The following is a 13084-nucleotide window of genomic DNA, read 5'->3' on the forward strand; positions in this document are numbered from 1 at the left end:
ATGGCTAAAAGTGAAGGAAACTGACTATTTGAAATTTTACTTCTGGATGAGAAGTCGTTTAAAAAGCATCGCTTTTTCGGTTTGGATTTGACACAGGTACAAGCCGTCTGGGAGAAGCGTACTAGGTGTCACCTCTATAGTTGATTTTCCTGTTAGAGATGAAACCAATGCAGGAACCTCTTGGCCATTCAACCCAAAAAGCCGGATGGCCTTTACCTTGGTGCCAGCAGGGAAAGAGAGAAAGAATTTGGAGGAAGCCGGATTAGGAAACACCTGCACTTGCCTCGCTAAAGCGTCATCTACCGGCAATCCACTAATGACCCCAGCCACCGTGGCAATATTCGAAAAGCTGGCTGTTCCTGCCGCGTTCACTGCCTGAATCTTGTAGAAGGTTTCACGTGTGCCGGCTGGGTCTGTGAAGGTTCTGGTATTGGCGGCAACAGAGGCTATTTCTTGGTAAGTCCCATTGCTTTGGGCGCTTTTTAAGATTTTGAATGATTGCTCATTTGTGGCATTGTCTTGCCAAGTCACTGTAATGCCAGAAGCCGCCGTGGTTGCGGCGGCATGAGAGGCTCTGTTAGGTGTGGTAGGCATGGCGGGCAATACACTAAAACTGTCCAGCCACAAAGAATCCTGCCCCGGCGAGCCAAACAAACCATAATTGATGAGTAGTCTTATCTTGCTGATACTGGCAGGATCTACCTGTCCTGTACCCGTGCCAAAGGCGTTTGCATAGTTAAAGTGGTAGGTGTAGTACTCACCGTCATCAATGATGGGGGATAGGGTAAAAACCTGATTGCCACCGGTAATTTTACCGGTGGCATCTAATAGGTCTATGCGTAAAGCGACGGTTTTACTTTTGTTGAGCGTCTTGATGGAAGCCTGTAGCACCGGGTAACCGGTCATGTCCAGTGGTGACTCCAGTTCATACACTACCGCCGGCAGGTTGTTGGGCGTAGTAATGTTGTAATTGATTCTGAGCGCGTCAATGGCCTGGCTTAATTGAAACGTTCCCCCAGAAGTTTGCAAGAACGATGATGGGATAGGGGAGAAGCCTTCAATCAGGAAGGAACTGCCGCTGGGCACCATCTTGGTTTTCACCTCCAGAGACTTGGTATAGGTCTGGCCATTGTGTTGCATCTGCACGCGCACCGTTCCAGATTTCCGGCCCCAGTTGATGACCACCTCAGACGTGTTCTGTCCGCTTACAATGGTGGCGCCTTCTGGCAGGGTCCAGGTGTAGGTGGCGTTGGCTAACTGGCTGGCTTTAAAGGTGACGTTCTGCGCTGAAGGGCTAACTAAAGTAGGACCAGTCAAGGCAAGTTCTTTAAAGGTTTGATACACCCGTACATACTCAATCTCCATGCGGGTGCTGGTAAGGTTGGGATCCACGCCATTTTTCTGGCCGTTGGTCTCCAAGCTTGGCTCACTACCCATGTTACCACCCACGGCAATGTTCATAATTAGGAACTGGTCCTCGGTGAAGGGCCATGTTCTGGCGTCTTTCACTGCGGGGGCATAAGTGTAGTACAGGGTGTTGTCTACAAAGAACTTAATCTCTGTAGGTGACCACTCAGCGGCATAAATATGATAGGCCGTGGTGGCGTCTGGCACTTGCGTAGAGCCTATGTTCTGGGTATTGCCAAAGCTGGACGGTGTGTGCAAAGCCGCCTGCACCTTACCGGGCAAACGGTCAATGTATTCCATTACGTCAATCTCGCCGCAGGCAGGCCATCCTTTGGTAGAGATGCTTTCGCCTAGCGTCCAGAGCGCGGGCCAGGTGCCTACGCCCGGCGCCAGTTTGGCTTTCCATTCTACGCGGCCATATGTAAACTTGAACTTGCCTTGGGTCTTCACGCGGCCAGAGGTCCAGTTGCCGTTCTGCTTGATGGCTTCAATGACCAGCTTGCCACCCGCCTGGCGAACATTGGCCAGTTGGTTGGTATAAGATTGCAGTTCACGGTTTCCCCAGCCATTGTCACCCGTGCCCAGGTCATAGCTCCACCAGGCAGGGTTAAGGGCACCGTTTGCTTCAAACTCATCGCTCCAGACAAGTTCATTGAAGGTGGCAGTCTGCGCCTTGACACCCAAAGACCACAAGAGGCTCAGGCAGAAGGTCAGATATTTGAATTTATGCATTTTTGGGCTGTTTTAGAAAAAGTAGGCCAGAAACGGATGCCCCTGGCCTACAGAAAGAAATGTGGTGTATTAAGGCATCAACCTGAAATCATCCAAATAGAAGATGCCTGGGTTCCAATGGGCCTCACCGCCAAACTGCACTACAATTTTGTCGAAGTCTTTTCTGGTAGCATGGGCCCCAAAATCAAACGTCAACTCTACCCAGCGGTCCATCTGAGTGACTTGTTGTACCACTTCGGCTTGGGTAGTCCAGGCGTTGCCGCCCAACTCAGAATTCTGCAGTTTCACAGACAATTGTTTTTGCAACGTCTTTACGGGTGACCAGTCTTCGGCCCCGCCCATGGTGGTGTAGTCATTGTAACTAGGCAAGAACACCTTCACTTTGAATACGTGGCGCTTAGTCAGGTCCAGGTTGTGGGTGAATTGGATGTTGGCGTTGCCAAACTGATTGCCTTGTCCTGCCAGACGGGTGTAGCGGGCTACTTTGTCAGAAGAGTTGGCCGGCAACTGAGCCGGGTTGTCAAAGTTCTCATTGAAGCCAATGTTCTCAAACTTCCAGGTGAAGGTGCCCGGTGTGTCAAAGTTGTCTGCTATGTCTACTTCTTTGTATTCTTTGACTGGTTTAGGCGGCTCATAGCCTTTGCGCACCAATTTCTGGTACCAGGCATGCTCTGCCACGGCGGCACTGCCGCTGCGCAGGTACATTTCATTCTCTGTTAAAGAAAGAATCTCATACTTAGAAACACCCGTGTAATAGCCAATGAAGCCCCCGTTGGAGATGATTAAGAACTTCTTGTCTCCTTCTTCAGAGATGCTCCAGGTAAGGTTGGTGGGTGGGGTGTAGTTTATGGTCTGGTCACCCGCGCCAGCCGTGCCGCCAATGCGCGGTGCATTGTCTCCGTTGGCAAAGGTGGTGCCGTTGTTTTTGTAAGTGTAAGACAAAGTGTTGCCTAGCACAAAGGTCATCTCATCATCATAATATCCTTCAGAGGCTTTCTCATTGGGCGCGGCGGTGTACCATTCTGGGGTAGTGCCCCCAATAGGACCAATACCTAGGTGGCCGGCAGAGTTCTTGTCAATTACCCAGGTTTTACCCTCTAGCTGGTTGGCACCGCCCGTCAAAAAGTTGTAATCTTCTCTGTCAAGCATGGTAGGATTAGTGTTGGCAATGGTCACGGTTTTAGAGCCCGTGGCTGACCCGCCGGCGGTGTAGATAGTAAGCTTTACCGTATAGTTTCCTTTTACAGGATACGCATGTGATACTTTTGCCCCTTCTCCGGTAGCACCGTCTCCAAAGTCCCACACCGCCTTAAAGCCCGGCGAGGTAGATTCAAAGTTGATGATGTTAGCGTTGGTGGCAGTGGGCGCCACGGTGAAGGAAACCATTTCTGAGGTAGGGGCCTCTGCTAGTTCTGGATCGTCTACCTCGCAGCCGCTCCAGACAAAGGTCATCAGCAACAGGGTTGCCAGATAAGATATATACCTTTTCATATTTTCTGTTTTTAAATACATGAATTAATAACCTGCGTTGGGCTTAAGAGTACCGCCAGAAAGGTCAATCTCACTCTGCGGAATAGGGAAGAAGCCTTTTCTGACCGCGTTGTAGGTGATGACAAAATCACTGTTGTCACCCACGTACATTGACCCTATCTGCGTGGTAGGAATTTCCTGGGCCGCCATGTTCCAGCGCAAAAGATCCCAATAGCGATGCCCTTCTAAGGCCAGTTCCAAACGTCTTTCTTTCTTGATGTTGTCCAGGGTGGCGGGCACCGGCGCTAAGCCTACCCGGGCTCTAACTTCAGTAAGGTAGGTCTCTGCATTACCGCCATTGGTTAGAGCCAGTTCTGCGGCCATTAACAGGACATCTGCGTATCTGATGGCGCGGTAGTTATTGCCCCAGTTCAATTCAGGCTGGCCAGCGCTAGGTGCGTATTCCTTGGCCGTGGTGTACTTCTGACTGAAATAGCCCGTGTGCTGATACCCAATGTTCAGGTTGGCTTTGCCGCCCGCTAATTCTGTCTCAAGAAGCAAAGTAGCGTCACGTCTTGGGTCATTGGCGCCAAAGGCATCAAACAGCTCTTGGGTTGGGGTGGCGGCGCTCCAGCCGGCTACATAGCTCTCAGTGGCTGGATTCTTGATGCGTGGGCCCTGCATCTGTGGTTGCATGTTGCCTTCGCCGCCATGAATGTAGCCCCAGTCCCACCACGGGTTTTCATCTGAATAAGAGATTTCCCAAACAGACTCAATGCCAAACTCGCTGGCTCTTTTAAAGATGTCACCATAGTTGGCCATCAAGTCATGACCACTGTTGTTGATGATGTCCTGTAAGTGTGTTAAAACTCTGGCGCCGTTTACGGTAGTGTTACCCGCCTGTAATTCCTGACCATACACGCCTTTGTAGAATAGATACGTTCTGGCTAGTAAAGCTTTGGCTGCCCACTTGGTTGCTTTGCCTTTGCTCACCGTCAAGGTAGTGGCCGGCAAGTCTACAATGGCTTCTTCCAAGTCTTTGGCAATTTGGTCATATACCGCTTTAGGACTTGCCTGGGGCTGGTTGTATTCACTGGGAGCCAAAGGGGTAAGGATCAGAGGAACGTTCTCATAGAAACGGACCAGGTCCAGGTAGAAGTGGGCACGTAAGAACTTAGCCTCAGCGATGGTGGTCTTCTTAAAAGCTTCAGAGGCTTCCAGTCCTTCCATCTTCTGTAGCAAGGTGTTGGCTCTGGCAATGCCAAAGTAATGTTTCTTCCAAAGGCCTTGCACTTCTGGGTTGTTAGGTAGAATCTTGTGGAAGTCCATTTCCTGGATGTTTACAATGTCCGTGCGGTTGCCGCCACCGGCGTAGGCGTCATCTGAGGCAATGTCTAACAACATGGGGGTAGGGTGGAAACCTCTGACGGTATTCCACTGGAGCACGTCATACACGCCCACCAATGCCTCACGGGCGTCTGCTTCAGTTTTAAAGAAGTTGTCCGTGGTGCGGTTGTCAATGGGAGTCAGGTCCAGGAAACTGTCGCAGCTGGCAGAGCCAAACGCTAACAAGCCCAGTACTAAATATTTTGAAGTGTTTTTACGAATATTCTTCATGAGTTCATTCTTAGAAAGTGGCATTGAAACCTAATCTGAATGTTTTTGACTGCGGATACACGCCTCTGTCAATTCCTATGTCAATGGCGCCGCGGGCACCAATCTCAGGGTCAAAGCCGGAGTAGTCTGTCAAAGTGAACAGGTTGTCTGCCGATACATACACCCGCAGTTTCTGCATGTGAATTCTGTTTAAGAGGGTGCCCGGCAGGTTGTAGCCTAACTGTAAAGTTTTCAGGCGTACAAAGTCACCGTCCTCTATATAGAGATCAGAGATGTTCTTATAGTTGCCGTTGGCGTCGTTGAAGGTGAACCTTGGGAATTCATTGGTGCTGCCTTCTCCGGTCCAGCGGTTCAACGCTCTTGACTGAGTGTTGGAATACACCAAGTCATAGCGGCGGGTGCCATTAAAGATTTTGTGACCGAAGGCTCCGTAGAAGAAGGCGTTGATGTCAAAGTTCTTGAAGTCAAAGCCCATGTTAAAGCCTGTGGTGAACTTAGGCGTAGGGTTGCCCAGGTACGTGCGGTCATTGGTGTCAAACTTGCCATCCTGGTTCACGTCCACAAAGATCACGTCACCCGGTGCCGCGTCTGGTTGAAGCTCTTGTGCATTCACCTGTGCCTGGTTTTGGAAGATACCAGCCGTTTTGTAGCCGTAAAAAGCACCTACAGGCAAACCAACCGCCGTTCTGTTGGCTGGGCCATAGGTAGAGATGTTCACCTGACCAAGTACCCCTTCCTCGTTATTGATTTGAGTAACCTCATTCTTATTGTAGGTTCCGTTCAGGGACAGGTTATAGCCAAATTCTCCTACATTTCCTTGGTAAGATAAAGCCATTTCCAGGCCTCGGTTTTCAACTGTTCCTCCATTGACTGGGCCTGGATTCTCTCCCACATGCCCTAAGATAGGAGCTACTACTAAAAGGCCTTTGGTGGTCTTGATGTAGTAGTCAGTGGTGAAGTTTAAGGCATTATTGAAGAAGGTAAGGTCTAAGCCAATGTTGGTCTGTTCTGAAGCCTCCCAACCCAACTCTGGGTTGGCAATGGCCACGGCCGCGGCACCGCTGGTGTAGCCTTTGGCGCCCGGGTTTAAGAACGTGTAGCCTCTGCCTACGCCAATCTGTGCAGCCCAAGGATAGTTGCCGCCAATTTCTTCATTCCCATTCTGTCCCCAAGAGGCACGTAGTTTAGCCAATGATAAGAAGTCGCTTTTAGGAAAGAAGGCTTCATCTGACAGCACCCAGCCCGCTGAGAAAGATGGGAAGGTGGCAAATCTATTCTGAGATCCAAATCTTGAAGAACCATCACGTCTTACCGTAGCTGAGAAAAGGTATTTCCCTTGGTAATTATAATTGGCTCTCCCAAAGAAGGAAAGAATGGCCCGCTCACCGGCGCCGCCCTGTGCTACGGCCGTTCCGGCGTTTACGGCCAAGTTTAGATAAGCCATGGACGGATCAGTGGTAACCAAGCCAGTGTTGGACCCAAACAATCCTTCAAAACGGCTTTTTAGGGCAGAAGTACCGGCGGTTAGCTCTAGATTGTGCTCGCCAAAGCCTTTTTTGTAAGTAGCATAGTTTTCAGCCTGCCACGTGTAGTATCTGTCTGTGTTTCTAGATACCAGAGAGGTTTGGTTGAACTGCGCCGCATTTAGGTAATAGATGGGGTTGTAGTTGCTGCCCACCACAAATGCCAGGTCAATGCCCAGGGTAGAGTGGAAGGTTAGGCCGTCTAGTAGTTTTAATTCAGCCATAGCGTTTCCTACAAACTTGTCCACGTTGGTCAAGCCGTTCATGACCTGCAGGCGGGCCAAGGGGTTCACAATCTCTTGTGAGGCATAGGGCGAAATGGCAAACACATTACCGTTGGCATCTCTTACCACCGGGTTTAAGGTGTATTGAGATTGTGCCAACTTAGCTGGGTCTGTCTCAAATACAGGCGTCAAGGGGTCCATGTTGATGGCATTGCTTAGAATACCGCCAAACTCCTGGTTAGCGTCAAAGGCTCTTCTTTTAATGTGCGTGTAGGCCAGGTTGGTGCCAATCTTTAGCCAGTCCTTTACCTGGTTGTCTGCGTTGATTCTGGCTGTGTAGCGCTGGAAGTTAGACTTGTCGCCGCCTACAATGCCGTCCTGGTCAAAGTAAGAGAAGGCGGCTGAATAACCAGACTTCTCACTGCCGCCGTTAATGGTGACCTGGTGGTTCTGGATAGGGGCATTCTTTTCAAAGATGGCGTCCTGCCAGTCGGTGCCTTCACCATATTGGCTAGGGTCAGCAAAAGGAGGCGTAAGGCCGGCGTTGGCAGCCCCTTCGTTCATCAAGGTGGCATACTCACGACCGTTCAGCAACTCCAATCTTCTCCATGGGTTTTGGATACCGTAATAACCGTCATAAGAAACCGTCATCTTGCCGTCTCTTTTGCCCTGCTTGGTAGTGATAATGACTACGCCGTTACCGCCTCTGGCGCCATAGATGGCCGCCGAAGCCGCATCTTTCAAGATGTCAATCTTCTCAATGTCGCCTGGGTTGAGGTAGTCAATGCCACCTACCGGGAACCCGTCCACTATATAAATAGGGTTGGAGTTGCCCGTAGAGCCTATACCTCTGATCCTGATGGTAGGGGCATCACCTGGCTGACCAGAGATGTTGGTAGCTTGCACACCTGCTACCCGCCCTTGTAAGGCTTGCTCAATGCGGGTAACCGGGGTTTGGGTGATTTCATCTGTAGAAACAGAGGAGATGGCCGTAGAAACTTCTCTGCGCAATTGGGTGCCATAGCCCACCACTACTACTTCTTGCAAAGCCCTAGCATCTTCCTGTAAGGCCATGTTGATAGTAGTCCTTCCATTAATGGCCTCTTCTCTAGAGACAAAACCAATATAAGAGAATACTAATGTGCCAGCGTTGGCAGGGGCTTGAATCTGGTAGCGGCCTTCTGCATCTGTAGAAGTACCGTTGGTAGTGCCTTTGATCACCACACTAACGCCAGGCAGGGGTTCACCACCCGACGTTGAGGTGACGCGTCCAGTTATGGTGGTCTGCGCAAAGGCAATCCCGCATAAATGGAATAAGAGGAAAAAAAGTAGATTTTTCTTCATGTGTTAGGTTGGTTTAGATGGTAGCGTTAAGCATGGCTAAAAGTAGGCGAGTGCACATGTGATACCTAACATTTGAATACATCAATACTACATCAATGGTCTGTGAGGACTACATCACAACTACTACAATAGGGGGTAAAACTGCTCTGGAGTCGTTTAAATGCATTTTTGTTAAAAATGGGTTATTAAAATATGTAATTAACAATTACATCAAGGCTTAATGCCAGGCTTCTGTCAATTTTGTATATTTGGTCATGCGGTCACAAAAGCTCACCATTTGTTCTTACATGCTTTTTCTGTGGTGCTGGACTACAACAGTGGCAGCACAGGACTACTTCTTTGGCAATCCAGTCATCCGCAACTTTAAACCCGAAGAATTTAAAGGTGGCATTCAGAGTTGGGGCATTGTACAGGATGACCGGGAGGTGCTGTATGTGGCCAATAACTTTGGGTTGCTGGAGTTTGATGGTGCCACCTGGAACATCTATCCGGTAAAGGCTGGTACCAAGGTGCGTTCCATCTATGTGGGCAAACAAGGACGCGTGTATGTGGGGAGTCAGGGGGACTTCGGGTATTTTGAGACTAACAAAGCGGGTATTCTCACCTACAAATCACTGGCAAACAAGCTGCCTGTCAAGGACAGTAACTTTGATGAGGTTTGGCGCATCTATGAACAGTCTGGGCATGTCTATTTCTTTACGTTCAAGAACATCTATAAATATACACCCGGCCAGAAAGTTGAGGTCATCCATACCAGTGGCCCTTTAGAGTTTTCTTTTCAGGCCAATAAAAACCTGTACACCCTGGCCTGGGACCTAGGCCTTTGCCTGCTTGAGAACAACAGGCTTAAGCTGTTACCTGGCGGCGAGTTCTTTGCCCAGAAGCAGATTGCCTCTATTTTACCTTATGACAAAGACCGGCTGTTGATTGTCACCATCAAAGAAGGACTGTATCTCTATGATGGACAACGAGTGCTGCCATTTAATCTACAAAAGGCCACCGCTTGTCAGGATTTGGTTATCAACCAGGCGGTACTTTTGAAAGACGGGAATTTTGCCTTAGCCACCCAGAACAAAGGACTGGTGGTCATAGACAACCAAGGCAAGTTGGTATTGAACACTGCTGTGCAGGACGGCCTTTTGGACAATACCATTCATACCCTCTACCAAGACACCCAGGATAATCTTTGGCTGGGGCTTAACAATGGCTTGGCCATGGTAGAACTAAGCTCTCCTTTTAGCAAACTGGACGGTACCCTGGGTTTATCAGGTACGGGCTATGCGGCCATGCAACAGGGCAACTCTTTGTTTGTAGGCACCAACAGCGGTCTATACGTGACCAGTCTGGGCGCTGGTAAGAAACAATTCACCCTGGTGCCCAACAGTACGGGCCAGGTCTACCACCTGGACCATATTGCAGGTCAACTGCTCATGGCTCACCACAACGGCCCGTTCTTGATAAAGGACAACAAAGCCCAGCTTATCTACCCAGAAGGTGGGGCCTGGGAGTTTGTGCAGGTACCTAATCAACCCAACAGGCTGGTATATGGGTCTTACTATGGCTTGCGGTTGCTGTCCTCTTCACCAGAAGGCTTACAGCTTCTGCAAAAGTTCAAGGGTTTGGATGAGTCCTCTAGGGTGCTGGAGTTTGACAGGGACGGCGACCTTTGGATGGCCCACGGCTACAAAGGCATCTTCAGGATTACGTTTGATGCCCGGTATGAGAAGATTGTGAAGGTGCAGTTCTACAATTCCAAAAACGGGTTCCCTTCAGACCAACTCATCAACATGGAGAAAATCAACAATGAATTGATTTTCCCGGCCATGCAGGGGGTGTACAAGTTCAACAAGGCTACCAATAGGTTTGTCTTGGATAAAGCTTACACATCCTTGTTTGGGCCAGAAGAACATGTCATTGAAATGGAGGAAGACGTTCAAGGCAACATCTACTTCATCTCTAACCAGCGCGTAGGCAAAATCACCTTTACCAAGTTTGGGAAGCCCCTCCTGGAAGACAAGCTCTTCCGGAACATCAGAGAGCAGTTGAATGATGACTTGAGCTACATCCAGATTCTGGACCTGAACAACGTGCTCTTTGGGGCCAAGGAAGGATTCATCCACTACAACGCCGCCAAACCCAAGCGCCTGGCACCGTTCCAGACCCGGCTGGCGCATGTCATAGGCACCGCCGGCGAGAAAGACTCATTGCTCTTAACCGGCCGGCTTCTAGACAAAGCCGAGGAACCAGAATGGAAGTATGGCTTTAACTCGCTTCGGTTTGTGTATGCCTCTTCTTTTTATGAGCAGCCCGAGAAAACGCAGTACCAGTATTACCTGGAAAATTTTGACGGAGGCTGGTCTACCTGGACGCCTAAAACCGAAAAAGAATACACCAACCTGCCAGAGGGCACTTACATCTTTAGGGTAAGGGCCAGGAATGTATACGGCACCATCAGTGAGGCACAGCCCTTTGAGTTTGTCATCCGTCCGCCGTTTTACAGAAGCAGCTGGGCCTTTCTGTTCTATGCCTTGTTAGGTGGTCTGCTCATTGGCGCCGTTGCCTTGCAGGTGGACCGTAGGTTCAAAAAGGAGAAGCGCCGCCTCATCCTGGACAAGGAGCGGAAGCTGGGCCAGAAGGAAATAGAAATAAGGGAGATCACCAATCAAAGCGAACAAGAGATTGACCGCTTGCGCGATGAGAAACTGCAGGCCGAGATTGACCATAAAAACCGCGAGCTTACGTATTCTACCATTCACCTCATCAACAAGAATGAACTGCTCACCACCGTCAAGACCGAACTACAGAACATCATAAAAAGCGGCGGCCGGGCGGCCCAGGCAGATGAGCTCAACCGCATCATCAAGAACATTGACCACAACATCACCAGCGAGGTAGACTGGAAGCAATTTGAACTGCATTTCAACCATGTGCACGGTGATTTCATTCATCGTTTACAGGAGAAATTCCCTTGTCTTACCCCAACTGAAATTAAACTAAGCACCTACCTGCGCCTGAACCTCACCACCAAAGACATTGCCCAACTACTCAACATTTCGGTGCGGGGCGTAGAAATAAGCCGGTACCGCCTCCGCAAAAGACTAGAACTGGACCGCAGCGAAAATCTCACTGATTTTATGCTCAAGTTTTAGGGAAGACATAAGACACAAGACGCAAGATGTAAGACTTGTCTCTTGGTGCCAAAAACAAAAGAGAGCGCCCCATCAGCCGCTCTCTTTTGTTTTTGGCCTATTTTCCAGAAAACAGCCCAAAAACGAAGAAACCTATGGGCTCCCACAACCTCTCAACTTAATAGCGGTCGCTCAAAAGACCTCGTAGCGTCCGGCAGGATCTGCGAGCGTCTGCGCCAACAGCCTGGCTAGCCGCAGATTCCCCCCTTGAGGGGGGGCGAAGGGGGGTGTTTACACCAGTGGATAAAACCAGCAGCAATAGGCAATGCGTCACGGTAAGGTCGAGCCCTGCCAGTACAAACCTGCAACGTCTACCCCCTCATCCTAACCTTCTCCCTCAGGGAGAAGGGACTGCGCTAATGCGTTTTTGGCCTGTTTCTCAGAAAACAGGCCAAAAACGCATCAGCGCGTAGGTGCAGGATTGGTACCAACTACCTGAACTTAGCCCGCTCATATTGCAAGGGCCAGGCAATTTCTTCTCCTAGCTCATGCGCCGCTCTTAACGGAAAGTGAGGATCCCGCAAGGACTGACGGGCAATCAGCACCAAGTCGGCTTGGCCGCCGGAAATGATTGCCTCAGCTTCTTGGGCAGTGGTGATGATGCCTACAGCGCCAGTTAGGATGCCAGCTTCTTTTTTAATCTGCTCGGCAAAGGGTAATTGGTACAAGGGGCCTACCGGGATGGGGGCTTTGGGTACGTTGCCGCCGGTAGAGCAGTCAATCAAATCAACGCCATATTCTTGTAAAATCTTGGCTAAAGCAATGGAGTCTTCTATCGTCCAACCGCCTTCGGTCCAGTCTGTGGCAGAAAGGCGCACCAGCAAAGGATATTCTTCTGGCCAGACAGAGCGCACAGCCTGGGTAATCTCTAGCAGCAGCCTGATTCTGTTCTCAAAGGAGCCGCCGTACTGGTCGGTGCGGTGGTTGCTGAGCGGCGACAGGAATTCATGCAAAAGATAGCCGTGCGCGCCATGCAGTTCAATCACTTTGAAACCCGCCGTGAACGCCCGTTGTGCCGCTGCCTTAAAATCTGTGACAACCTTCTCAATGCCGGCTTGGTCCAGGGCCAGCGGCGCTGGCTCTTCTGCTAGAAAGGGAATAGCACTGGGTGCTACCGTCTGCCAACCGTTCTCTTCCTGGGGCAGAATAGGGGTTCCGCCTTTCCAGGGAGATTGGTGGCTGGCCTTGCGGCCCGCGTGCGCTAGTTGAATGCCGGCTACAGAACCTTGACTGTGCAGAAAAGAGACAATGAGCTGTAAGAATGGGATATGCTCGTCTTTCCAAAGGCCCAAATCATCGGGTGTAATCCTCCCTTCTGGTGAGACGGCGGTGGCTTCAAGGATAATGAGTCCGGCGCCGCCTACGGCTCTCGCTCCTAAATGCACCAGGTGCCAGTCATTGGCAAACCCGTCCTCTGAAGAATATTGGCACATGGGAGAGATGGCGATTCGGTTTTTAAGCTGGATGCCTCTGAGCTGGAGTGGTGTGAATAAGGATGCCATAAAATATAGATTGATAGCTGGTATGTCTAACCTTAAAGACTACTTAAAGTTATGCAAGAAAATAACACACCCACCCA

General features: G+C 50.0%; 6 protein-coding genes. 1 reads left to right on the forward strand and 5 read right to left on the reverse strand.

From position 1 onward, the window contains the following. Positions 1-36: 36 nt before the first annotated feature. From ABD880_RS17165 to ABD880_RS17180, 4 genes are all read right to left on the reverse strand, one after another. The gene (locus ABD880_RS17165; RefSeq protein WP_345168874.1) at positions 37-2139 is read right to left on the reverse strand and encodes a family 16 glycosylhydrolase; all 2103 of its coding nucleotides are present in this window, start codon (positions 2137-2139) and stop codon (positions 37-39) included. Between the two features lie 69 nt (positions 2140-2208). Next, positions 2209-3630: a PKD domain-containing protein gene (locus ABD880_RS17170; RefSeq protein WP_345168876.1), complete on the reverse strand. Its 1422-nt coding sequence runs from the start codon at positions 3628-3630 to the stop codon at positions 2209-2211. A 24-nt stretch (positions 3631-3654) separates the two neighbouring features. Continuing rightward, on the reverse strand, positions 3655-5226 hold the full coding sequence (locus tag ABD880_RS17175) for a RagB/SusD family nutrient uptake outer membrane protein (RefSeq protein WP_345168879.1): 1572 nt from the start codon (positions 5224-5226) through the stop codon (positions 3655-3657). Positions 5227-5236: 10 nt separating this feature from the next. Continuing rightward, positions 5237-8317: a SusC/RagA family TonB-linked outer membrane protein gene (locus ABD880_RS17180; RefSeq protein WP_345168882.1), complete on the reverse strand. Its 3081-nt coding sequence runs from the start codon at positions 8315-8317 to the stop codon at positions 5237-5239. A gap of 317 nt (positions 8318-8634) precedes the next feature. Between ABD880_RS17180 and ABD880_RS19140 the strand changes: the two genes are divergently transcribed. Next, positions 8635-11466, forward strand: a complete 2832-nt coding sequence (locus tag ABD880_RS19140; protein WP_425575845.1) for a ligand-binding sensor domain-containing protein — start codon at positions 8635-8637, stop codon at positions 11464-11466. 470 nt (positions 11467-11936) lie between these two features. Here ABD880_RS19140 and ABD880_RS17195 read toward each other — a convergent pair whose 3' ends face one another. Continuing rightward, the gene (locus tag ABD880_RS17195; protein ID WP_345168885.1) at positions 11937-13007 is read right to left on the reverse strand and encodes an NADH:flavin oxidoreductase/NADH oxidase; all 1071 of its coding nucleotides are present in this window, start codon (positions 13005-13007) and stop codon (positions 11937-11939) included. Between the last annotated feature and the right edge of the window lie 77 nt (positions 13008-13084).

Source organism: Nibribacter koreensis, assembly GCF_039541795.1.
Taxonomy (GTDB): Bacteria; Bacteroidota; Bacteroidia; order Cytophagales; family Hymenobacteraceae; genus Nibribacter; species Nibribacter koreensis.